General features: G+C 74.7%; 24 protein-coding genes. 9 read left to right on the top strand and 15 right to left on the bottom strand.

Annotated elements, in window-relative coordinates:
* Positions 1-16 precede the first annotated feature (16 nt).
* The 4 genes from F7P10_RS33630 (at position 17) to F7P10_RS33615 (ending at position 1,997) form a co-directional block, all read left to right on the top strand.
* Positions 17-640 carry a MerR family transcriptional regulator gene (locus tag F7P10_RS33630; RefSeq protein WP_151015698.1) on the top strand — a complete coding sequence of 208 codons (624 nt, stop codon included), beginning with the start codon at positions 17-19 and terminating at the stop codon, positions 638-640.
* A gap of 175 nt (positions 641-815) precedes the next feature.
* A complete protein-coding gene (locus F7P10_RS33625) occupies positions 816-1,205 on the top strand; it encodes a YidH family protein (protein WP_151015696.1) in 390 nt (129 codons plus the stop codon).
* Entirely contained in the window at positions 1,202-1,516 is a 315-nt protein-coding gene (locus tag F7P10_RS33620) for a DUF202 domain-containing protein (protein ID WP_151015694.1), read from the top strand. The genes F7P10_RS33625 and F7P10_RS33620 overlap by 4 nt, the downstream gene beginning before the upstream one ends.
* A 79-nt stretch (positions 1,517-1,595) precedes the next feature.
* Positions 1,596-1,997, top strand: coding sequence for a RidA family protein (locus F7P10_RS33615; protein ID WP_151015692.1), 402 nt, complete (start codon positions 1,596-1,598; stop codon positions 1,995-1,997).
* On the opposite strand, the gene F7P10_RS33610 is transcribed toward F7P10_RS33615, so the two are convergent.
* Positions 1,994-2,902, bottom strand: coding sequence for a LysR family transcriptional regulator (locus F7P10_RS33610; RefSeq protein ID WP_254716159.1), 909 nt, complete (start codon positions 2,900-2,902; stop codon positions 1,994-1,996). The two genes, F7P10_RS33615 and F7P10_RS33610, sit on opposite strands and share 4 nt — an antisense overlap.
* Before the next feature lie 49 nt (positions 2,903-2,951).
* On the opposite strand from F7P10_RS33610, the gene F7P10_RS33605 reads away from it, so the two are divergent.
* The 4 genes from F7P10_RS33605 (at position 2,952) to F7P10_RS33590 (ending at position 6,383) form a co-directional block, all read left to right on the top strand.
* Positions 2,952-3,785, top strand: a complete 834-nt coding sequence (locus F7P10_RS33605) for an S-adenosyl-l-methionine hydroxide adenosyltransferase family protein (protein ID WP_151015690.1) — start codon at positions 2,952-2,954, stop codon at positions 3,783-3,785.
* Positions 3,786-3,808: 23 nt separating this feature from the next.
* Positions 3,809-4,219 (top strand): NUDIX domain-containing protein, encoded by a 411-nt coding sequence (locus tag F7P10_RS33600; protein ID WP_151015688.1) that lies wholly within the window; start codon positions 3,809-3,811, stop codon positions 4,217-4,219.
* 89 nt (positions 4,220-4,308) lie between these two features.
* Positions 4,309-4,758 carry a DUF3237 domain-containing protein gene (locus F7P10_RS33595; protein WP_151015686.1) on the top strand — a complete coding sequence of 150 codons (450 nt, stop codon included), beginning with the start codon at positions 4,309-4,311 and terminating at the stop codon, positions 4,756-4,758.
* 35 nt (positions 4,759-4,793) lie between these two features.
* The gene (locus F7P10_RS33590) at positions 4,794-6,383 is read left to right on the top strand and encodes a CocE/NonD family hydrolase (RefSeq protein WP_151015684.1); all 1,590 of its coding nucleotides are present in this window, start codon (positions 4,794-4,796) and stop codon (positions 6,381-6,383) included.
* Here F7P10_RS33590 and F7P10_RS33585 read toward each other — a convergent pair.
* Genes F7P10_RS33585 through F7P10_RS33560 form a run of 6 tightly spaced genes read right to left on the bottom strand, consistent with a single transcriptional unit; the run spans position 6,358 to position 14,221 of the window.
* Positions 6,358-7,290 (bottom strand): DMT family transporter, encoded by a 933-nt coding sequence (locus F7P10_RS33585; protein ID WP_151015682.1) that lies wholly within the window; start codon positions 7,288-7,290, stop codon positions 6,358-6,360. The two genes, F7P10_RS33590 and F7P10_RS33585, sit on opposite strands and share 26 nt — an antisense overlap.
* Before the next feature lie 47 nt (positions 7,291-7,337).
* Positions 7,338-7,955: a glycerol-3-phosphate responsive antiterminator gene (locus F7P10_RS33580; RefSeq protein WP_218040221.1), complete on the bottom strand. Its 618-nt coding sequence runs from the start codon at positions 7,953-7,955 to the stop codon at positions 7,338-7,340.
* Positions 7,956-7,964: 9 nt separating this feature from the next.
* Entirely contained in the window at positions 7,965-9,515 is a 1,551-nt protein-coding gene (locus F7P10_RS33575) for an FAD-binding oxidoreductase (RefSeq protein WP_151015678.1), read from the bottom strand.
* The gene (locus F7P10_RS33570) at positions 9,512-11,194 is read right to left on the bottom strand and encodes a glycerol-3-phosphate dehydrogenase/oxidase (protein ID WP_151015676.1); all 1,683 of its coding nucleotides are present in this window, start codon (positions 11,192-11,194) and stop codon (positions 9,512-9,514) included. Before F7P10_RS33570 ends, F7P10_RS33575 begins: the two co-directional genes overlap by 4 nt.
* The gene (locus F7P10_RS33565; protein WP_151015674.1) at positions 11,191-12,756 is read right to left on the bottom strand and encodes an FGGY family carbohydrate kinase; all 1,566 of its coding nucleotides are present in this window, start codon (positions 12,754-12,756) and stop codon (positions 11,191-11,193) included. The genes F7P10_RS33570 and F7P10_RS33565 overlap by 4 nt, the downstream gene beginning before the upstream one ends.
* Positions 12,757-12,790: 34 nt before the next feature.
* Positions 12,791-14,221, bottom strand: a complete 1,431-nt coding sequence (locus tag F7P10_RS33560) for an MFS transporter (RefSeq protein WP_151015672.1) — start codon at positions 14,219-14,221, stop codon at positions 12,791-12,793.
* A 195-nt stretch (positions 14,222-14,416) separates the two neighbouring features.
* Between F7P10_RS33560 and F7P10_RS33555 the strand changes: the two genes are divergently transcribed.
* Positions 14,417-14,707: a putative quinol monooxygenase gene (locus F7P10_RS33555; RefSeq protein WP_151015670.1), complete on the top strand. Its 291-nt coding sequence runs from the start codon at positions 14,417-14,419 to the stop codon at positions 14,705-14,707.
* A gap of 19 nt (positions 14,708-14,726) precedes the next feature.
* On the opposite strand, the gene F7P10_RS33550 is transcribed toward F7P10_RS33555, so the two are convergent.
* The 8 genes from F7P10_RS33550 to F7P10_RS33515 form a co-directional block, all read right to left on the bottom strand.
* Positions 14,727-16,103, bottom strand: a complete 1,377-nt coding sequence (locus tag F7P10_RS33550; RefSeq protein WP_151015668.1) for an NADH-quinone oxidoreductase subunit N — start codon at positions 16,101-16,103, stop codon at positions 14,727-14,729.
* Positions 16,104-16,105: 2 nt separating this feature from the next.
* Entirely contained in the window at positions 16,106-17,593 is a 1,488-nt protein-coding gene (locus tag F7P10_RS33545) for a NuoM family protein (protein ID WP_151015666.1), read from the bottom strand.
* Positions 17,594-17,597: 4 nt separating this feature from the next.
* Entirely contained in the window at positions 17,598-19,373 is a 1,776-nt protein-coding gene (locus F7P10_RS33540; protein WP_151015664.1) for an NADH-quinone oxidoreductase subunit L, read from the bottom strand.
* Complete coding sequence (nuoK, locus tag F7P10_RS33535) at positions 19,370-19,672, bottom strand: NADH-quinone oxidoreductase subunit NuoK (RefSeq protein ID WP_151015662.1); 303 nt, start codon at positions 19,670-19,672, stop codon at positions 19,370-19,372. Before nuoK ends, F7P10_RS33540 begins: the two co-directional genes overlap by 4 nt.
* Complete coding sequence (locus F7P10_RS33530) at positions 19,662-20,165, bottom strand: NADH-quinone oxidoreductase subunit J (RefSeq protein WP_151015660.1); 504 nt, start codon at positions 20,163-20,165, stop codon at positions 19,662-19,664. The genes nuoK and F7P10_RS33530 overlap by 11 nt, the downstream gene beginning before the upstream one ends.
* Entirely contained in the window at positions 20,166-21,032 is an 867-nt protein-coding gene (locus F7P10_RS33525) for an NADH-quinone oxidoreductase subunit H (protein ID WP_151015658.1), read from the bottom strand.
* Positions 21,025-21,849 carry a hypothetical protein gene (locus F7P10_RS33520; RefSeq protein WP_151015656.1) on the bottom strand — a complete coding sequence of 275 codons (825 nt, stop codon included), beginning with the start codon at positions 21,847-21,849 and terminating at the stop codon, positions 21,025-21,027. Before F7P10_RS33520 ends, F7P10_RS33525 begins: the two co-directional genes overlap by 8 nt.
* Positions 21,850-21,934: 85 nt before the next feature.
* A complete protein-coding gene (locus F7P10_RS33515) occupies positions 21,935-22,279 on the bottom strand; it encodes an NADH-quinone oxidoreductase subunit A (RefSeq protein WP_151015654.1) in 345 nt (114 codons plus the stop codon).
* Positions 22,280-23,001: the final 722 nt, after the last annotated feature.

Below are 23,001 nucleotides of genomic sequence, written 5' to 3'. Positions count from 1 at the left end.
GACGAGGGGGTACGCGGTGCAGATCTCCGAGCTGAGCGACCGCAGCGGCCTGACGGTGCAGACGATCAAGTTCTACATCCGCCGGGGACTGCTGCCGAGGGGCTCGGCGGTGAGCGCCACCCGGTCCGAGTACGGCCCAGCGCACCTGGAGCGGCTGCGGCTGATCAGCGCGCTGCGCGAGGTCGGCGACCTGCCCGTCGCGGCGATCCGGGAGATCGTCGACGCGGTCGACGGGGACGGCGGCCCGCACGCCCTCGTCGGGGCGGCGCAGCACGCCGTCACCCCGGACGCCGCCGCGCCCGCCGACCCGGACTGGCGCGCCGCCCGGAACGACGTCGACGCGCTCGTCGGCGAACTCGGCTGGCGCGTCGCGGCCGACGCCCCCGCCCGCGACCTGCTCGCCACCGCGTTCGTCTCGCTGCGCCGCCTCGGGTTCCCGGTGACGCTCGCCGACCTGCGCCCGTACGTGCGGGCCGCCGCCGACGTCGCCGAGCACGAGATCGCCCGGGTCGACGAGGCCGCCCCGGCGGCCCGGACCGTCCAGTCCCTGCTGGTGTCGGCGGTCGTGTACGAGCAGGTGCTGACGGCCCTGCTCGGGCTCGCGCGGGAGGACGCCTCCGCCCGCCGTTTCGCCCCCTGAGCCGCCATTGCGAGCCGGTGGACGGCACGTTCCGCGACCGCGCTGACCTGCGACGCGAATCAATCACCCCACTATTCCCAGTTGTTGAGTCGGGAAATTCGGCAAATTCGGAAATGGCATGGATCGCCTAATATGAAGGTCCGATGCTTCCCACGAATGCAGGTTCGACGCACCGATGACCGCGACGCGCTCTCCCCGCTCCCCCGGCGGCAGATGGACCGATCGTCTGCTGGCCGAGGGACGCGACCCCGACCCGCGCTTCACCCTCGCCAACGAGCGGACCTTCCTCGCCTGGATCCGCACGGCGCTGGCCCTGGTCGCGGGAGGCGTCGGCGTGGCCCTCGCCGGCGACCTGGTCGACACGCCGCTCCGGCACGTCCTGGCGATCGGCTTCTCCGCCGCCGGCGCGCTGCTCGCCGCGCTGGCGTTCCGCCGCTGGCTGCGCACCGAGCGTGCGCTCCGCCGCGACGAACCCCTCCCGCCCCCGGCGCTCGCCCCGCTCATGTCCTACGGGCTGGCGGTCGCGGCGGTCGCCCTGGTCGTCGCCCTGCTGCTCACCCGATGACCGCCCCGCCGCTCTGGGACCGGGGCGCGCAGCCGGAACGGACGGCCCTGGCCTGGTCGCGGACGACGCTCGCGCTGCTCGTCGTCGGGCTGCTGTGCGTGCGGCTGGCGCCCTCGGACCTCGGCGCGGGGGCCGCGGCGGCCGTGGTGTGCGGGGCGGCGGCGCTGCAGTTGCGCCGGACGGGGCGGAGCCTGCGGCGGCGCGGGGACCGGCTCCCGCGGGGGCGGCGGATCGCCGACGCCGAGTCCGTCCTGCTGGCGACGGGCCTGACGATCCTGCTGGCCGTCGCGGGGATCCTGCTCGCCGTCTGAGGCATGCGCGTCCCGCATGGCGGGTGTGCGAAACCTTCGCTGGTCGCATGGCTCGCGGCCGCCTAGCGTCGGTCGCACCATGACACGGACACGAATCACGCACAGCGATCCGGCGACCGTTCCCCCGCCGCCGACCCCGCTCTACTCGCACGCCGTCCACGTGGCATCCGGGCCGATGCTGCACGTCTCGGGGCAGATCGCCCTGGCGGACGACGGCACGGTGGACGCGCCCGGCGACATGACCCGGCAGTCGGAGGTGGTCTTCTCGCTGCTGGAGCGGATCCTCGCCGCGCACGGGGCGGGGTTCGCCGACGTCGTCGGCATCCGCACGTTCCTCACCGACCTGGACCGGCTGCCCGAGTACGGCGCGGTGCGGGCCGGGTACCTGCCGAGCCCGGCGCCGGCGAGCACGACCGTGGAGGTCGCGCGACTCTTCCACCCGGACGCGCTGCTCGAGGTCGAGATCGTCGCGGCCATCTAGCCACCGGCGGCGGCCGCGGCCCGCAGGTCCTCCAGGAACGCGATCACCGGCGGGGACCTGCGGGCGTGCCGGCCCACGGCGGCGTACACGGTCCGGCGCGGCGGTTCGGGCGCGAGCGCCCGCAGGACGACGCCGTCCCGCCGCGCTCCGGCGGCCGCGAGGGACGGGACGAGCGTGACGCCGAAGCCCGCGGCGACGAGACCGAGCTTGGAGATCCACTCGGCGGCCCGCAGGGGCGTCCGCGGGGTGAATCCGGCGGCCTCGCAGCGGGCGTGCAGGGCGGCGACGGCGGCGGGCTCGTCGGCGACGATCCACGGCTCGTCCGCGAGACCTTCGAGGGGCACGCGGCGGCGGGACGCGAGGGGATGCCCGCCGGGGAGGGCGACGAGCAGTTCGTCGTCGAGCAGCCGGACGAGGTCGCCGGCGGGGGCGGGGACCTTGTGCGTGCTGACGACGGCGATGTCCAGATCGCCCGCGTCGAGCATCGGCGCCAGCCGCTCGGTCAGCCCCTCGCGCAGGACGGCCCGCACGCCGGGATGCCGCGCCCGCAGCCGGGCGAGCGCGTCCGGGACGAGCGTGACGTTCGCGGTGGGGAACGCGCCGACGCGCAGGGTCCCGGCGTCGAGGCGGCGCAGCCCGTCGAGCGCGCGGGCGGTGTCGGCGAGCCGGTCGAGGAGGGCGCGGGCGTGCGGCAGGAGATGCTCCGCGGCGGGCGTCGGGCGGACGCCGCGCGCGCCGCGCGCGAACAGTTCGACGCCGCAGAGGTCCTCCAGAGCTGCGATCTGCCGGGAGACGGCCGACTGGGTGTAGTCCCCGGCGGACGCGGCGGCGGTGAAGGAGCCGAGGTCGGCGACGGCGACGAACGTGCGGAGCAGCACGGGGTCGAGGGCTTCGGGGCGCATCATCCGGGAGACTACGGGGTGGCCCGCCGTTCCCGTCGCCCCCGAGGTGCCCATGCCCGACAGCCGCCCGTTCGTCAGCCTGGCGACCGATTTCGGGGACGCCTACACGTCCGTCTGCGCGGGGGTGATCTACACGATCGTCCCGGACGCGAACGTGCTGGTGCTCAGCGACGAGATCACCCCGTTCGGCGTGCGGGAGGGCGCCATGCTGCTGCGGCAGTCGCTGCCGTACCTGCCGGTGGGGGTGCACGTCGGGATCGTCGATCCGGGCGTGGGCACGCCCCGGCTGCCGGTCGCGCTCGTCACCGGGCGCGGGGACGTCCTGGTCGGCCCGGACAACGGGCTGCTGGTCCCGGCGGCGGGCGCGCTCGGCGGCGTCGCGGCGGCGCACGTGCTGGAGGATCCGGCGTACCGGCTGCCGAGCGTGTCGGCGTCGTTCCACGGGCGCGACGTCTTCTCCCCCGCCGCCGCCCACATCGCCGCGGGCGTCGCCGTCGCCGGGTTCGGTCCCGCCGTGGAGCCGATGCCCCTGAACGTCCCCGCCCCGGCGGTCGCGGAGGGGGCGCTGACCGTCCCGGTCCTGTACACCGACCGGTTCGGCAGCCTGGTGCTCGGCGCGGAGCCGGCCGATCTCGCCGCCGCGCTCGGTGCCCCGCCGGGCCCCGGCACCCCGCTGGACGTCGCGTGGACGGGGCCGGACGGGGACGCGCGCACCGCGCGGGTCCCGTTCGCCGAGACGTTCGGCGGCGTGCCGCCCGGCAGCGCGCTGCTGTGGACCGACTCGTCCGGCTGGCTCGGCCTGGCGGTCAACCAGGGGTCGGCGGCCGAGGCCCTCGGCCTGGCCGGAGCGACATCGATCACACTCCGGCGCGTCCCGGTCTCCTGAGCGACCCGGCGATACTGATCGGCATGACCGATGCCAACGCCGATCTGGACGTCGTCGCGTGGGTGCGGGTCGTGGACGGGCGGCTGCTCGCCGTCCGGTCCCGCGGCCGCGACCTGCTGTACCTGCCCGGCGGCAAGCGCGAGCCGGGCGAGAGCGACTGGTCGGCGCTGTCGCGGGAGGTGCGGGAGGAGCTCGGGCTGGAGCTGGAGCGGGCGTCGCTGCGCGAGCTGGGCACGGTGCGCGCCCCGGCGCACGACCAGCCGGCGTTCGAGCACGTCCGGATGGCGTGCTTCACGGCGGACGGGCGGGGCGCGATGACCGCGTCCGGCGAGGTGGACGAGTTCCGGTTCGTCGGGCCGGACGAGCGCGGGCTGCTCGCCCCGGCCGCGCGAGCCGCCCTGGACCTCGCCGCCGATCGGGGGCTGCTCGGCTGAGGCCCCCGCCCCGGGGGCGAATGTTCGGCATTTCGTTGACGCCCAATACGGAACTGCCTAACGTCTCCCGGAGTGGAAGGGGGCGGTCGATGGAGCTGGAGCCGCTGGCGACGTTCCGCGTGGAGCTGGCCCCGATCCTGCACGTCGGGACGACCCGCTGGGGCGACCGCCGCATCGTCAACATCACCGGCGGCTCGTTCGCCGGGCCGCGGCTGACCGGGACGGTCCTGCCCGGCGGGGCGGACTGGCAGGTCGTCCACGAGGACGGTTCGGCCAGCATCGACACCCGGTACGCGCTGCGCACGTCCGACGGCGCCCTGCTGTACCTGCGGACGCAGGGTGTCCGGCACGGCCCGCCCGAGGTGATGGCGCGGCTGGCGGACGGCGCGGGCGTCGACCCGTCCGAGTACTACTTCCGCCTCTTCCTGCGCTTCGAGACGGGCGCGCCCGAGTACGCCTGGCTGGGCCGCACGCTGGCGGTCGGCACCGGGCGGCGCGAGCCGGACGCGGTCGTCTACGACGCCTACACCCTCACCTGAGCCCCCAGTACCCGACCCCCGGGAGATCCCGTCCGATGACCGAACTCGACCGCCCCGCCGTCCCCGTCGCGACGACCCTCGACCAGCCGGTCGAGATGCGGGACGGCGTGGTCCTGCGGGCCGACGTGCACCGTCCGGCGTCGGGCGGCCCGTACCGGACCGTCCTCGTCCGCGGCCCCTACGGCGAGAGCGTGTTCCGCTCGCAGCCGGTCACCGCGTGGCTGCACGCGGGCATGGCGGTGGTGCTGCAGCACTGCCGGGGGCGCGGGAGCAGCGACGGCGAGTTCGTCCCGTGGGAGAACGAGGGCCGCGACGGGGCCGACACGGTCGCGTGGATCACGAAGCAGCCGTGGTCGAACGGCGAGGTCGTCGCGTCCGGCGGGTCCTACCTGGCCGGGTGCGCGCTGCAGCTCGCGGCCGAGCGGCCCGCGGGGCTGAAGGCCGTGGTGGCGTCGGTGACCCCGCACGACTTCTACGAGGGGCTGAAGTACCACGGGGGCGCGTTCGCGGTCGGGTCGGCGTTCCACTGGGGCTCGATGCAGGGCCTGCTGGGCGTGATGCACGGCATCGCGGGCGGACGGCCGCCGGGCGACGGCTTCGCGACGCTGCTGGGCGCGCTCGCCGAGCCGGACGCGGCCCTGCGCACGACCCCCGTCCGCGACATGCCGGGCGTGTCGGAGATGTTCCCGTTCTGGCGCGACTGGACGGACCATCCCGAACGCGACGCGTACTGGCGGGGCCTCGCGGAGACGCTCCGGCACGACCGCATCGACGTGCCCGTCCTGCACACGGCCGGCTGGTTCGACGTGTTCCTGCGCGGCACCCTGGAGAACTTCCGGCGGATCCCCGGCGGGCGGCTGGTCATCGGCCCGTGGACGCACCTGTCGCAGATGTCGGGCGTCGGGGAGTTGAACTTCGGGCACGCCGCCGCCGCGGCGACCGCGCTGCTGGAGCCGACGCAGATCGAGTTCCTGAGCGGCTCGACCGATGGCCCGAGGGTCCGCTACTTCACGATGGGCGCGAACGAGTGGCGGGAGGCCGAGTCGTGGCCGCCGCCCGGCGTCACCCAGACCCCGTACTACCTGCACGCGGGCGGGACGCTCTCCCCCGGCGAACCGGAGGCGGACGCGGCGCCGTCCACGTTCGTCCACGATCCGGACGACCCGGTGCCGACGCACGGCGGCGGGGTGCTGCTGCCCGATCCGGTGAACGTGGGCCCCCGCGACCAGCGCGCGATCGAGGAGCGCCCGGACGTCCTGTGCTTCACCACGCCCGTCCTGACGGCGGACGTGGAGGTGACGGGCCCGGTCACGGCGGTGCTGCACGCGGCGACGTCCGCGCCGGGCGCCGACTGGACGGCCAAGCTCGTGGACGTGTGGCCGGACGGGCGCGCGATGAGCGTCACCGACGGGATCGTCCGCTCCCCCGGCGACCGGACGCGGCACGAGATCGACCTCGCCGCGACGAGCCAGACGTTCCGCGCCGGGCACCGCATCCGGGTCGAGATCGCCTCGTCGAACTTCCCGCGCTTCGACCGGAACCCGGCGATGGTCCGCGCCGACCACACCGTGTTCCACGACGCGGCCCGCGCTTCGTGGATCAGCCTGCCGGTTCGGGCGTCCTGACCTGGCGGTTCGCCAGCAGCACGCCCGCCCCGCCCAACACCAGCCCGGCGATGGCCAGCGGGTGCAGCGACTGGCCGACCAGGAGCCACGCCATCAGGGCGGTGACCGACGGGGTGAGGAAGAACAGGGTGCTGACGCGGCTCGCCGAGAACCGCTGCAGCATGGTGTTGAGCAGCAGGAACGCGGCGATGGAGTTGACCAGGACCATCCAGGCGACCGAGCCGGTGAACTTCGCCCAGTCGGTGACGTGCGGTTCCTCGAGCAGCAGGCTCAGCACGCCGACGGCCGGGGCGGCGGCGAGGAGCTGCGCGGCGGTGCCCGACCGGACGTCCATGTCCGGGACGAACCGCTTCTGGTAGAGCGTCCCGGCGCTGAGGCCGAGCAGGCCCAGCAGGCACAGCAGCACGCCCCCGGCCGACAGGCTGAGCCGGTCGGCGACGGCCAGGGTGACGCCGGCGGCGCCGAGCGCGAAGCCCGCCCACTGCCGGGCGGTGACGGTCTCGCCGAGCAGGCGCGCGGCGAACGCGATCACGACCGGGTTGAGGCCCTGCACGAGGGAGACGACCGCGGCGGGGAAGCCGAGGTCGAGCGCGGTGTAGAAGCCGCCGAACTGCACGGCCTGGATGAGCAGGCCGGTGACGGCGAGGTGCGCGAGGGCCCGGCCGCGCGGCCAGGGCGCGCGGACGGCCAGCGCGAACCCGGCCAGCAGCAGCCCGGCGAGGCCGAACCGGGCGAACATCAGCAGCAGCGGCGGCGCCGACTCCACGCCCGGGATCCCGGCGATGAACGCGCTGCTCCACAGCAGGACGAACAGCGGCGGGGCGAGCACCGCCGGACCGCCCGTCCGCGGCGTCGCGGACGGGCCGGGCGTGCGGCCGCGAGGACGTGTCGGCGTCACCGACGGCATGCGTGATCCTTCGAATAGCGGAGACGGCGGGGGTACGGCGGGGAGGGTCAGCGCGCGGTGGGCAGGCCCGCGCGGCGCAGGTCCCAGAGGTCCTCGTCGGAGGTGCACACGCCCGCGGCGCCGTGCCGGAGGGCGTCCGCCACGTCGGTCTCGGCCTGGACGAACCCGGCGGCCAGGTACGGGACGCCGAGGTCCCGCGCCTGGCGCTCCACGTACGGCAGGACGACCGCGGGCATCAGCTGGACGAGGTCGGGCTGCGAGCGGGCGATGGACTGGACGCTGCGGTGCAGGTTGGAACGGTCCGTCACGAAGACCTTCTGCATCGCCAGCAGGCCCAGCGCGCTCGCCCGCTCGATGATCCCGGCGCGGGTGGAGCAGACCGCGACCGCCCCGATCCCCTTGAGGTAGGTGAGAGCGCCCGGGTCGTGGCCGAGGCCGGGGGTCGAGTCCATGTTGACGAACACGATCTTCCCGGCCGCCGCGGTCTTCGCCACGGTGGCCTGGAGGTCGACCAGCGGGACCGAGGCGAGGACCCCCAGCGGGGCCGCCGCCGCGGCGCTGAACCGCTCCGCCATGGCCGCGCCGACGAGCGAGGCCATGACGGGGTACTCCGCCAGCGCGGTCAGCAGGCGGCGGTCCACCGGACGTTTCGGGCGAGGGCTCACAGCCAAATGCTACGCACCCGCTCCAAAGCGGGACGGGAGGCCCAGCTTGCCCGGGTTCATGATCCCGGCCGGGTCGAGTGCCCGCTTGACCAGCGCGAGCGTCCCGAAGCCGCTGCCGAGGGCCTTCTCCATGTACGGGGACCGGAGCAGGCCGACGCCGTGGTGGTGGCTGATCGCCGCGCCGTGCCGGATCAGGACGTCGTTGGCCGCGTCCCACGCGGCCCGGTACCACTCGCGGCGGCGGGAGCGCTCGACGTCGCCGCGCAGGGAGAAGTAGATGCAGGCGCCGTCGGTGTAGGCGTGCGACTGGTGCGCGGACGCGCGCAGCGTGCCGGGCACCGCCTCGATCGCCTCGACGACCTCGGCGTAGATCGCGGAGAGGGACGACCACGGCGCGGCGATCTCACACGTGTCGGCGACGAACCCCGGCCCCTTCGCGAAGCCGTCGCCGGACTTGCCGACGAGCATCCGCTCGTCCAGCCAGCGCTCGAACACCGCGTCGCCGTCCAGGGTGACGGACGCCGCGGCGGTGCAGACATCGGCGACGACCGCCATCGTGGCGTCGGCGATCGCGGGGTCGCCCTCGTCGGCGATCAGCAGCAGGTTGGTGCCGGGCTCGCCGAAGTGGGTGCCGCTCTCGTGCGCGTCGTACAGGCGCAGGCAGGCGGGGGTGGCGCCGCGCTGCAGGATCTCCCGGCAGGCGTCCAGGCCCTCGGCGAACGTGGCGAAGCCGTAGGCCAGGGCCTTGGCGTAGTCGGGGAGCCGGTGGACGCGCAGCCGCAGCCGGGTGATCACGCCGAGGGTGCCCTCGGAGCCGATGAACAGCTGCCGCAGGTCGGGGCCGGTGGCGGCGCGCGGGTAGGTGCCGTAGGAGGCGGTGGACCCGTCGGGCAGGACGACGTCCAGCCCGGCCACCATGTCCTCGATCTTGCCGTAGCGGGTGGAGAGCTGCCCGGCGCCCCGGCAGGCGGCCCAGCCGCCGACCGTGGAGATCGCGAACGCCGACGGCCAGTGGCCGGTGGTGGCGCCGTGCACCTCCTGGAGTTCCTTCTCGAACAGGTCGCCGAACATGCCCGCCTGCACCTCGACGATCATCGACTCGGCGTCGAACGCGACGATGGAGTTCAGTCGGCACACGTCCAGCACCACGCCGCCGTGGACCGGCAGCGCGGCGCCGAGCACGTTGCTGCGCCCGGCGGAGACGGTCAGCGGGATCCCGTGCTCGGCGCACACGCGGACGACGGCCGCGACCTGGTCCTCGTCGGCGGCCTCGACGATCACGGCGTCCGGGGTGGCGGGGGCGCCGTCGGTCTCGCCGATGGACGTGCCCGCCCACCAGTCGCGGGTGCGCCGCACGACCTCGTCCCGCTCGGTGTGCACGGCCGCGGCGGCGGCGCGCAGCTCGGCCACGACGGCGTCCGGGACCGCGACGACCTCGCCCTGCAGGCTGGCCGGGCCGTCCCCGGGCGGGCAGTCGGCGGCCCAGCGCGGCGGGGTGGGCGCGCCGACGACGTAGTCGCCGCGGTTGAACGGGTGCGTGACGGTCTGCCTGCTGATCATGAAAGTCCCTCCATCAGAACGGTCTTCTCCCGGTCGATGCCGGACACGTACTCCTCCACCTGCCGCGCGACCTCGTCGCCCGGCAGGCCCAGCTCCCGCCGCAGCAGGCGGCCGACCTCAGGGGCGGCCTGCACCGACAGGTCCCGCGCGAACAGCCGCATCCGGGTGCGGCGCGACAGGACGTCGTCCACCGACCGGGCCAGCTCGCAGCGCGCCGCGTAGACGACCTCGGCGCGCAGGTAGGGCGCGCCCTCGACGAGCGGTTCGGCCAGGTCGGGGTCCTCGGCGAACAGCGCGGCGACGAAGCGCGCCTCGGTGCCGTAGCGCTCGCCCAGGTGGGCGCCCGTCCCGCCGGTGGCCGCGGTGGCCTCGGCGTCGTACCCGGCGCCGCCGAGCAGCGGCAGCTTCGCGGTGCGGCAGGCGGCCTTGCGGCCGAGCACCCCCAGCGCCTCGTCCACGACGAGTTCGCCCATGTGGCGGCTGGTGGTGAGCTTGCCGCCGGTCACGGTGACCATGCCCTGCGCGTCGGTGGTGACGCGGTGGTCGCGGCTCATGTCGAGCGTCGCGCCCGCCTTGCCGTCCTTCGCGCCGACGAGCGGGCGCAGCCCGGCGATCGAGCCGACGACGTCGGCGGGCGTGAGGTCGGCGTCGAACGCGGTGTTGGCGCCGTCCAGGAGGTACTCCATCTCCTCCTTCGTGCACAGCACCTCGTCGAGCGGCCCGTCGTAGTCGGTGTCGGTGGTGCCGACGACGACCACGTCGCCCCAGCGGGTGCAGGTCGCGCGGCGCGCCCGTCCGGGGACGGGGACGGTGACGGTCCCGTCGATGGGCAGCCGCGTCCACGGCACCACGATGTGGACGCCCTTGGCGGGACGGACGGACGGTTCGTGCGCCGGGTCGGACAGCGCGTCGACCGTGTCGGACCAGACGCCCGTCGCGTTGACGACGACGCCGGCGCGGACCTCGATCGGGCGCCCGTCGACCTCGACGGTCGCGCCCCGCACCCGTCCGTCCTCGCGGATCAGGCCGGTGCAGGCGGCGCCGTTGAGCACGGTCGCGCCGAAGTGCGCGGCGGTCCGCGCGATCGTCAGCGTGAGCCGGGCGTCGTCGGTGCGGCTGTCGTAGTAGAGCAGCCCGCCCTTGAGCCGGTCGGAGCGCAGCTTCGGCGCCCGGGTGAGGACCTCGGGGACGGTGAGCTTCTGGTGCAGCCGCCCGATCCGCCAGCCGCCGGCCAGGTCGTAGGTCCACAGCAGGCCCTCGAACGCCTTGGCGGTCTTCGGGTCGAACACGCCGTCCTGCGTCAGGACGGGGAACACGAACGGCAGCCGGTGCACCAGGTGGGGCGCGTTGCGGCGGAACCGCTGGCGCTCCAGCAGGGAGCGGCGCACCAGCGGCAGGTTGCCCTGCTCGATATAGCGGAGCCCGCCGTGCACCATCTTGGACGACTTGGACGACGTGCCGGAGGCGAAGTCGTCCCGCTCGACGAGGGCGACCGTCAGGCCGCGGGTGGCGGCGTCCAGCGCGGCGTAGCAGCCGGTCACCCCGCCGCCGACGACGAGAACGTCGACGGGCCGGGCGGCGAGCCGTTCGACCTGCCGCGCGCGGTCCAGGAGCAGCGGGGTCCGGCGGATGGCGTTCCGCGTCTCGGATCTCGCCTTGCGTTCGGGCAGTCGGATCACGGCTTCGATTCCTCCGGTGACGTACTCGGGTCGGACGTGGACGTGTCGGACGGGGGCGGGGTGGGGGGCAGGTGGCGGGCGAGGAGGCCGCGCCAGGCGGCGCGGGCCTCCTCCCGCCGGGAGCCGGGCAGGGCCGGCTCGAAGACGGGGGCGTCGTCGAGCGCGGCGGCGGTGGCGAGGTCGGGCCACAGCCCGGCCTTCACCCCGCCCAGGTAGGCGGTGCCGCGCAGGCTGGCCGTCTCGTTGCCGGGGGCGCGCCGCACCGGCCGCCCGATGAGGTCGGCCTGGCTGCGCATGAGGACGTCGCTGGCGGCGAGGCCCCCGCCGCAGAACAGGTCGGTGACGGGCGCGCCGCCGGCCGCCTCGACGCCTTCGAGCAGGTCGCACACCGAGTGCGCGAAGCCGTCGAGGATGCCGCGGGCCAGCTCGGCGCGGGTGGTGGACAGGCTGAGCCCGGTGAGGATCCCGGTGGCCTCCGGCACCCAGGCCGGGGTGCGCAGCCCCGCCAGGGCCGGGACGAACAGGACGTCCGACGGCCCGTCGTGCTCGCGCGCGAGCTCGGCGAGGTGGCGGGGCGACTCGTACAGGCCGATCTCCTCGCAGAGCCAGCGCATCGCCGAGCCGGTGGTGGAGGCGTAGCCCTCCACGCTGAACACGCTGGTCCCGCGCGACCGCCAGCCGACGAGGGTGAGGATCCCCGGGACGGCGCGGGCGTGCGCGGGCGGCCGGTCGCCGGTGACGGCGTCCACGAACGTCCCGGTCCCGTGCACGCAGGTGGCCTGGCCGGGGCGGTGCGCGCCGAGCGCGATCATCGCGGCGTGCTGGTCGCCCATCGCCGACAGGATCGGGAGCCGCGCGCCGAGCACCGCCGGGTCGGTGCCGCCGAGGTCGGCGTCGTCGTCGACGATCTCGGGCAGGACGTCGCGCGGGCAGCCGAGGGCGTCGACCCACGGCTCGTACCAGCCGCCGGTGCGCAGGTCGTAGGCGCCCGCCGCGACCGCGTTCGTCGCGGACATGACGTGCCGCGCCCCGCCGGTCAGCTTCCACACCAGCCAGGTGTCGACCGACCCGAACGCGAGCCGTCCCCGCTCGTGGGCGCGGCGCGCCGCGCCGTTCCGGGCGATCTCCTCGGCGGCCCACAGCAGCGGTGCCCGCGACCCGACGGGACGCCCGGTGCGCTCGGTGAGCCGCGCGTCCCACTCGGGCTCGAACGCGCGCAGCCGCGCCGCGTACCTGCGGTCCTGCCACACGACGGCGGGGCTGAGCGGCTCGCCGGTCGCGGTGTCCCAGACCAGGACGGTGGCGCGCTGCGTGGACACCGACACGCCCACGACCTCGACGCCCTCGGCGGCGGCCCCGGCCAGGGCGCGGCGGCACACCTCGAGGGTGTTCGCCCAGATCTCGGCGGCGTCCTGCTCGACCCGCAGGTGGTCGGGCGAGCGGACCGAGATCGGCAGGTAGGCGGGGGCCGCCGCGCCGCCGTCGTCGCGGACGACGGCGGCGCGGGTGCCCGTGGTGCCCTCATCGATGCTCAGCACGCCGCGGCGGCGTTCCCCGATCATCAGCGAAGGTCCTTTCCGTGCGGACGGGCGCGAATCAGACGGACACCGTCTGGCGGGGGCTGAGGCCGATGGCCTCCTCCTCCAGGTTGATGGTGGTGCGGGTCGGCTCCCACTTGATGATCACGCAGGTGATGAAGCCGACCAGCGGGACGGCTGACAGCAGCATCAGGCTCGTGCCGATGCCGAGACCGGACTCCAGCTGCGGGAACAGGTACAGGCCCGCGACGGAGCCGAAGCTGCCGAGCATCCCGGTGACGCCCGTCCCGAGGGTGCGGATGTCGCTGCGGTAGGACAGCGCGGCGATCGACTTGCCGTTCGGGCCGGGGCCGGCCGAGTGGAAGAAGATGAACAGCACCGGCAGCAGCGCGGCGAGGAAGACCGGCAGTTCCTTGAACGTGGCGCCCATGACGAGCAGCGCGAAGAACACGACCGCGTACCCGGCCATGGAGCTGATCCGCAGGCCCATCCGGCGGCCGAAGTAGGCGGACAGGCAGCCGCCGACGATGCCGACCGCGTTGAACATCATCGAGCCGAGGGTGGCCTTCTCGAACTGCTCGCCGAACAGCTCCAGGCTGATCACCGGCAGGTACCAGCCGACGGCGAAGTACTGCATGCCCTGCGTCAGGGAGATCATCGTGGACAGGACGGTGCGCGGCAGGTAGGAGCCGCGGAACAGGACGCCCATGTCCTTGAAGCCGACCTGGTGGCGGGCCTTGGCGGCCTCGGCTCCGTCGGGCTCCCCGGCCCGCACGTCGAACCCGTACATCTTGCGGAGGCTCGCCGCGGCCTCGGTCAGCCGTCCCTTGGACGCGAGCCAGGTCGGGCTCTCGACGAGGAAGACGAGCTGGCCCACCAGCAGCACCACGGCGAACACCGCCGAGGAGGCCACCGACCAGCGCCAGATGTCGGCGCCGACGTCGAACGAGTAGAACAGCAGGGTCAGCGCGAGGTTCGTGGTGGTCGCGGTGTACCAGACGCCCTGCCAGAAGTTGAGCCTGCCCTTGAGCTTGGCCGGGGTGTACTCGGCGAGCAGGGCCATCGCGACGGCGAAGTCGATGCCGTAGGCGATGCCGACGAGCCCGCGGCCCAGGAAGACCGTCAGGAAGTCCGAGCCGACGGCGGTCAGCAGCGCGCCGACACCGAAGATGACCTTGGTCATCAGCAGCGGCTTGAGCCGGCCGATCCGGGCGGCGAGCCAGCCGCCGAACGGGTTGGACACGATCGCGATGGCCGGGGCCATCGCCGTCAGCACGCTGACCTGGGTCGGGGACAGCTCGAGCTGGTCGACCATCGTCGACAGGCCCGCCCCGAGCGCCGCGTTGGAGTAGGCGTCCAGGAAGAGCCCGGCCAGGGCGAGGAACCAGATCCAGTTCGTCCGGCCGCGCAGGGCCTTGAGCGTGTCGATGAGCCCGGCCACGTCACCCGCGTTGCGGATGACGGCCGTGCTCGATGGGGCGTCGTTCATGCCCGCCGCCTTTCAGGGGGTGGAAGCCCTTGCCAGCGGTCGGCAGAACGAAAAGGCACAGCACGAAGACCACTGACAGGGATGTCTTCGTCTGTGCCTGTCGAACGCTCGGAGGTTACGAGGTGGACGTCCGGTGTGTCAACCGACACACCTCGATGCCCGTTTGCTCCGGCCGCCCCCTTAAAGTGCCTGGTCATGAGCTACATAGTGCAAGCCGTGTGGACCGCTCGGGACGGCGAGGAGGCCGCCGTCGCCGACATCGTCCGCCGGATGACCCCGCCGTCCCGGGACGAACCGGGCAACCTCACGTACCAGGCCCACGTCGACTCCGCCGACGCCCGCCGGTTCGTGATCATCGAGGAGTACGTGGACGCCGCCGCGTTCGAGGCGCACCGCGCCAGCCCGCACTTCCAGGAGCTGGTCGTCGGCGACTGCCTCGCCCGCCTCGCGTCCCGCGAGATCACCGTCCTGGAGCGCCTGGTCTGACGCGGCCCGGCCGGTGGCGTCACACGGCGAGCGCGACGCCGGCGCCGGCGCCGAGCAGCACCGAGAACGCGGCGGCGCCGGCGGCGACGATCGACGCGCCGCGCGCCGGACGGAACGGGCCGTCCGGCGCGCGGCACATCGGGACGATCCAGCGCAGGTAGTAGAAGACGGACGCGACCGTGTTCGCCGCCGCGACGATCGCGAGCCACCCGAGGCCTCCGTCGATCGCCGCGCCGAACATCAGGACCTTCGCGGCGAACACGGCGGTCGGCGGCGTGCCGACGAAGCCCAGCAGGCACACCGCCAGCGCGAGCCCGGTGACCGGTGAGGCCCGCAGCAGCCCGGTGTAGCCGCGCAGGTCGTCCCGTCCGATGGCGAGGACGACCGCGAACGCGCCGAGGTTCGTCGCCGCGTAGGCGCCGAGGTAGAACAGCACGGCGGGTTCGGCGAGGCCGGTGCGGCCCGCCGCCGCGACCGGCACGAGCAGGTATCCGGCCTGGCTCACCGTCGAGTACGCGAGCAGCCGCCGCACGTTGTCCTGCCCGAACGCGGCGAGGTTCCCGAGCGTCATCGCGGCGGCGGCGAGCACCGCGACGAGCACGGGCCACCCGCCCGCGCCGTCCGGGAGCGCCTCCGCGCCGAGCCGGTACAGCGCGGCGAACGCGCCGATCTTGGGGACGGTCGTGACGAACGCGGCGACGGCCGGGGGCGCGCCCTGCGTCACGTCCGGCACCCAGAAGTGCCCCGGGACGGCGCCCGCCTTGAACAGCAGCCCGGCGAGCAGGGCGACGACGCCGACCGCGACGGCCGCGTCCGGCGCGGCCGCCAGCCCCGCCCTGAGCTGGGGATACGCGGTTCGCCCGGCCACGCCGTACAGCAGCGTGACGCCGGCGAGCATGAGCACGCCGAGGAACGCGCCCAGCAGGTAGTACTTCAGCGCGGCCTCGGTGCCGGGCGCGTCGCCGCCCAACCCGGCGAGCGCGTAGGCCGGGATGCTCGCCAGCAGGTAGGCGGCCACGACGACGAGCAGGTCCGTCGCGCCGCCGAGCATGATCGTCCCGAGCGCGGACAGCATGATCAGGACGTAGTGCTCGCTCTCGCGCGGATGCCCCCGCACCGGGACGGCCGCGAGCGCCAGGACGACCGGGACGGACGCCAGCACGACGATCCGCGTCACGTGCGTGACGGGATCGACCGCGAACGACCCGAACGCCGCCAGGTCGGGACGCGTCGCGGCGACGCAGGCCGCGGCCAGCCCGGCGACCGCGCCCGCCGCGCCGATCGCGGCCACCCGCCACTGGCCCGTCCGGGGCAGGAACATCCCGCCGACCAGGCCGAGGACGGCCGCGATGAGCAGGCACAGCTCCGGGGCGAGATCGGCCGGGTTCTCGTTCATCGTCACCGCGCGACCCACCCGGTCACCGCGGCGGAGAACGGCCCGATCGTGTCCAGCAGCGGGCCCGGCAGGACGCCGATGAGCAGCGAGGACGCCAGCAGCGGGACGATCGCCACCGCCTCCGGGCGCCGCAGGTCGCCGACCCGTCCGGTCAGCTCGCCGGGCCCGCCGAGCAGCAGCCGGTGCAGCACGCGCAGGAACAGCCCGGCCGTGACGACGATGCCGAGGACGGCGAGCGCGCCCGTCACGGCGGTCGCGGCGGCGCCCGTTCCGATCGTCCCGGCGAAGATCTGGAACTCGGCGATGAACCCGGACAGCCCGGGCAGCCCGAGGGACGCGAACGCCGCGGCGGCGAGCGTCCCGGCGAACACGGGCGCGGCCCGCGCGACGCCGCCGAACCGCCGCAGGTCGTAGCTCCCGGCCCGCGCGTGCAGGACGCCGCAGAGCAGGAACAGCGCGCCGGTGATCAGCCCGTGGCTCACCATCTGCGTGACCGCCCCCGTCACCGCGAGCCGCGCGCCGGCGTCCGTCCCGCCCGCGTACCCGGCGGCGCCGAGCGCCAGCACGACGTAGCCCATGTGGTTGACGGACGTGTACGCGACGAGCCGCTTCACGTCGTCCTGCGCCAGCGCGACGAGCGCCCCGTACAGCACGGACACGAGCCCGACGATCAGGACGGCCAGGGCGTACCGGCGCCACGCGTCCGGCAGCATCGGCATCGCGATCCGGACGAGCCCGTACCCGCCCATTTTCAGCATGACCCCGGCCAGGACCGCCGACCCGGCGGCGGGCGCGTCGGTGTGCGCGGGCGGCAGCCACGTGTGGAACGGGACGACCGGCGTCTTGATGCCGAGACCGATGCCGAGGGCGAGGAGCGTGAGCCCGGCGGCCGTCGGGGCGTCCTCCAGGGGCGGGTCGCGGGTCAGCTCCACCATGTCGAAGGTGTGCGGGTCGGCGCCCAGGTACAGGCCGATGAAGCCCAGGAGCAGGACCAGCGACCCGAGGAACGTGTACAGGAAGAACTTCAACGCCGAGCGCGCGGCGCCCGCATGACCCCACACGAGGATGACGAAGTACATCCCCACGATCGACAGGTCGAAGAAGACGAAGAACAGCAGCAGGTCGAGTGCCGCGAACACGCCCAGGCAGACCGTCTCCAGGAACAGGAACGCCATCGCGAACGCCCGCCCGCGTCGCTCCTGCCCCAGCGAGTACACCGCGCACGCCGCGAACAGCAGCGCCGTCAAGGTCAGGAGGGGGAGCGACAGTCCGTCCGCGCCGACGTGGTACCCGGCCCCGACGGACGGGATCCACCGCACGTCCGTCTCGAACGAGAAGCCGTCGCGCGTCCCGTGCGCGGCCCACATCCCGGCGACCAGCGCCAGTTCGGCGAGGCTCACCGCGACCCACGTCCACGGCACGGCGCGGCGCGGGACGGCCGGCAGCAGCAGCGCGGCGGCCAGCGGCAGGAAGATCGCCAGTGAGAGCACGCGCTCACCCCGCCAGGATCGCGACGAGGACCAGCACCGCGAGCACCACGGCCGCCTGCGCGTAGTACAGGTGGACCTGCCCGGTCTGCGGGCGCCGCGCGAGCGCGCCGAGCGCCCGCGCACCGCGCCCGACGGCCGCGACCGGCCCGTCCACGCGGGGTTCGACGTCCCGTCCGGCGAACCCCGCGAGCCGGCGGCCCCCGCGCGCCACCGCCACGACCGTCCCGTCCACCACCCGGTCGTCGAACCGCGCCAGCCCCCGCGCCAGGGCGAAGACCGGACGGACGACGCCCGCGTGCGCCGACCGCTCCAGGTACAGCCACCGCAGTCCCCATGCGGGCTCCCGGCCCCGCCCGGCCACCGCGACCCCGGCGACCGCCCCGACGGCGAGCACACCCGACAGCCCGAGCTCCCACGCGGACGGACGAGGCCGCACCTGCCACCACCCGTCGAACGGGACCGCGAACCCCGCCACGCACGCGGCAGCGGCCAGCACGCCCAGCGGGAGCGCCTGCGGCAGAGGCACGCGTTCGCGCTCCCCGCCGCCGCGCCGCGCCCACACCTCGACCATCGCCTTGGCCGCGTACCCGGCGGCCACCACGGACGCCGCCGTCCCCACCGCGAACAGCGCGGGCGACCGTTCGAGCACCGCCGCCAGCACCGCGTCCTTCGTGAACCACAGCGACAGGGGCGGCACCCCGGCCAGCGCGAGCGCACCCAAGGCGAACGTGACACCGACCCACCGGATCCTGCGCGCGGCCCCGCGCAGCTCGTCCATCCGCTGGGTGCCGAGCCGGGCCAGCCACACGCCCGCGCACAGGAACAGCAGGCTCTTCACCGCCGCGTGCGCGACCAGGTGCAGCGCGCCGCCCGCCACCGACCCGGCACCCGCCGCCAGGACCACGAACCCGATCTGCGAGCACGTCGAGGCCGCCAGCAGCTGCTTCAGGTCCCGCTGCGCCAGCGCGACGGCGCCCAGCACGAGCGCGGTGAGCGCCCCCGCCCACGAAACGACGGCACCGGCCCACCCGCTCTCCGCCAGGAGGGGGTGCAGGCGCAGCAGCAGGTAGCCCCCTGCCGCGACCATGGTCGCGGAGTGCAGCAGTGCGGAAACGGCGCTCGGGCCGGCCATCGCCCGCGACAGCCAGAACGAGAACGGAAGCTGCGCGGACTTCCCCAGTGCCGCCACGACGACGCCCACTGCGATGAGGTCGAGCCACGGCGATTCCGCCGTCCCCAAAGCTTCCAGCTCCAGTGAACCCGTCCCCGCCAAGGCGAACCCGGCCGCGAGGTAAAGACCCGTATCCGCCGCCCGCGTGGTGACGAACGCGACATCGGCCGAACGCACCACGGACTCGTCCGTCCAGCGGTAGCCGATGAGCGCGTACGACATCGCGCCCATGACCTCCCATCCCATCAGCAGCAACAGCAGGTCGGAGGCCGTCACCGTGACGAGCATCGCGCCCGCGAACACCAGCATCAGCCCGAAGAACCGCGCGCCGAACCGCTCGGCCGCCGCGTACAGCAGGATCAGCGGCACGATCGCCGCGACGGTCACGACCATCGCGGCCGACAGCCCGTCCACCGCGAGCCCTCCCGGCGTCCCCGGCAGCATCGCGAACCGGACGGCCGGCCGCGCCACCGCCGCCGCGACCGCGAGCCCGAGCACCGCGGTCGCGACCGCGACGCCGACCACCGGCGCCGCCCGGTCGGCCCTCCGGCCCGCGGCGAGCAGCAGCGCCCCGGCCAGCAGCGGCGCCCCGCAGACTACGGCGATCATCCCTTCAGGTCCCCCGCGTCGTCGGTCACGTCCACGTCCCGCGCGCGGAACAGCGCGGTGACGACGGCGAACCCCATCGCCATCTCCAGCGCCATCACGGTGATCGCCACGAGCACCAGCACCTGCCCGTCCACGACCGGCCGCACCGCGTACCAGAACCCGCCCGCCGCGACGAGGATGCCGTTGACCATCAGCTCGAGGCCCATCATCAGCATCACGATCGACTGCTGGGACAGCGCCCCGTACAGCCCGACGCAGAACAGCGCCGCCGCCACGACCAGGAACGCCTCAAGCGCCATCGCCGTACCGTCCCGACTTCAGCGCCAGCGCGACCGTCGCGATCATGGTGGCCAGGATGGCGACGCCGATCACCATCATCACCAGCATCTTCGGGCCCATGCTCGCCTCGCCGAGCGCGACCGCGGGATCGCCGCGCGGGCGCCCCTCCCGCTCGGGCCACGGCACCGCGAAGATCCCCGCGACCATCGCCGCGAACGCCGTCCCGGCGATGGCCAGGGCGCCCCGCCGGTTGTGCAGCATCGACATCGGCATCAGCCCGGCCGGGTTCATCATGTACATGACCATGAAGACCGCCATCACCAGCATCTCCATGATCATCATCAGCACCACCAGGACGCCCAGGTAGTGCAGGCCCGCGAGCATCAGCAGGCCGCCCGTGCACAGGAACGACGCCAGCAGCGCGAACGTCGCCCGCGCCATCGAGTCGACGGCGAACACCGCGACGCCGAACGCGACCGCCACGGCGCCCAGCGTCCCGACCGCCCAGACCATTCAGACCACCACGATTCCCACGACGAGCATCTGCAGCAGCACGGCCGGGATCAGCACCGTCCACGCCGCCGTCATGAACCGCTCCATCCGCAGCACCGGCAGCCGCCGCCGCGCCCACACCAGCAGCGCCAGCACGGCGGCCGCCTTCACCGCCGACCACGCCCACCCGGGCAGGACGGGCCCCGCCCCGCCCCCGAGGAACAGCGGCACCGAGGCCGCCGCCGCGACCGCCAGCAGCCCGTACCGTCCCGCGAAGAACACCAGCCGGTCGGCCCCCGACAGCTCCAGCGCCGCTCCCCCGGCCACGTCGTCGCCCACCGGATGCCCGAACGGCCCCCAGAACGTCATGGCCAGCGCCGACACCAGGTACACCGCGAACGCCACCGGCATCCAGACGCCGAACCACAGCCCGTCCTGCGCCGCCGCGATCTTCCGGAAGTCCAGCGAGTGCGCCGCGAGCGCCGCCGTGATCAGCGCGAACATGTGCGGCAGCTCGTACGCGAGCCCCTGCGCGAGGAACCGGTACCCGCCCACGAGCGCGAACGCCGAGTTCGTCCCCCACCCCACGAGCCACACCGCCGCCCACGCGACGACCTCCAGCGCGTTGAACCACACGACGCTCACCGGCACCCCGGCCGCCGCGCCCCCGCCCAGCGGGACCACCGCCGCCGCGAGGGCCGCCGCGACCGGCAGCACCACCACGCCCGTCCGCATCAGCAGCACGTCCGACCGGACGGTCGTCCGCCGCGCGGTGCCCAGCAGCCGCGCGGCCTCCCGCCACGGCGCGTCCCACGAGCGCCCGCCGAGCAGCGCGTCCAGCGACGCCGCCGCCACCGCCAGGACCCCCAGCACCGCGACCTCAGCCATCGACGTCCACGCTCGCCACGATCAGCCGCGCCCGTCCGAGCTCCTCGCCCGCGACCAGCTCCGGCAGGACCTCCACCGGCTCCCCGTCCGCCGCCCCCTCCCCACCCGCGATCTCGTCGAGCCACCCCGACAGCCGGTCGTGGACGTCCCGCCCGTCCCGGACCCCGACGCCCCGGGTCATCCACCGCAGCGTCCGCGACCTCGCGACCCGCCGGCAGAACGCCGCGTCCTCCTCCGCCGGCGCCGCGTCCCGCAGGACCGCCGCACGCTCGGCCGCCGCGTCCCACCCGGCGACCCGCAGCAGCCGCGCCACCGCGTCCAGCCGCCGCGCCCGCCCGTCCCGCCAGTACCCCGGCGCCGACTCCAGCACCGTGACGTGCGCCTCCTGGACGACGTCGCCCTGCAACGCCACGTCGAGCCGCACCCCCGCCGGCCAGTCCGGCAGGACGGGCCCGAGCGGCACGTGCAGCACGTCGAGCCGCAACCCGTCCCGGTCGTCGCCCCGATCGGCCATGCCCACCTCACCGAGGTCCGGCGGCTCGGCGGGCCCGGCATCGCCGGTCACCTCGTCCAGGCTCGACACCCGCCGCCGCGGCGCGGGCATCGACCGCCACACCGTGCCGATCGCCCGCTCCAGCTCCGGGCCCGGATTCCCGCACACCACCAGCAGCCCGGTCTCCCCCGGCGACGCCGCCCGCCGCCACCCGCGCGCCCGCATGTCCGCCTCGACGGCCAGCCGCGCGCCCGTCCCATCCGCCGCCGGCACCACGAACGGGCGCGGCGCCGCGTACCGCCGCAGCATCCGGGTCACGTCCACCGCGACATTCCATTCCGTGTGCTGTCAAGAAGACCGACCGGGGAAACGGGCGGGAAATGCATCGAATGGCGCCGCGACACTTCCGTCACGTCCATCGCAGTGCCCCCTCCCGCCACGCGTACAGGACGCCGACCAGCAGCAGCGCGAGGAACAGGAACATCTCCACGACCGCTTTCACGCCCACGGACGCGACGACCAGCGCCCACGGGTACATGAAGACCATCTCCATGTCGAAGGCGAGGAACACCATCGAGACCGTGTACCAGCGCACGTGGTACCGCGACACCGCGTGCTCCCGCGGCAACGCCCCGGAGAGGAAGGGCCCGCTCTCGACCGTGCGGGGAGCCACCAGGGCGGACGCCGCGTACACCGCCGCGATGACCGCGCCCGCGAGCCCGGCGACCGAGAGGAGCGCGACGTAAGGGGGCATCTTCCCTCCTGTCCCAGGGGCCGGTAGGGGACCATGTACCTGATCGGCCCACGGGAAAACATGCGGCCCCGCACCGGGCACTTCCTACGCTTGACCGAGTTTCCGTACACTTCGCTTTTGTGCCATCGCAAGGGGGGCGAACGTGAGCACGAATGACGACGGGCGTCCCTCCGACGCCCCACCACCGAGCTGGGGCCGCGTCTCCGACGGCACCGAGGACGACAAGCTCGTCGCGAGCTGGCGCACGTCCCGCGCGGCCGCGCCACCGTCCGCCCCGCCACCGTCCGCCCCGCCGAGCGGAACGGCCCCCACGCGCCCCAACGCCCTCCCCGCCCCGCCGGCCGAGGACGCGGCCACGCCCCCGTCTCCCCAGGCTCCGGTCCCGCCGCCCGCGCCGTGGGGTCCCCCCGCCCCACCGCCGCCCGCACCTTGGGCATCCCCGACCACGGACGCGACCACGCCCGGATCACCGGGGCCGGCCGCGGACGCCACACCTGCACCACCCGGCGACACGGCCCCCTCCGCACCGCCGCCGGGTCGAGACGACACGCGCCCCATCCCCGAGTTCGGCGCGACTACCGCCCCACGCACGCCCGGCGAGCGCGCGTTCGGCGGGCCCGGCGGCGGGCGGGCAACCCGGACCGACACCGCCCGGACCGCCGCACCGCCCGCAACCAGCCCGGCCGGCGACGCGACCGCGCCCGCCCCGGCCGACGCCCCCC

The organism is Actinomadura sp. WMMB 499 (assembly GCF_008824145.1).
Lineage (GTDB): Bacteria > Actinomycetota > Actinomycetes > Streptosporangiales > Streptosporangiaceae > Spirillospora.
This window is presented reverse-complemented; position numbering and strand designations above follow the sequence as displayed.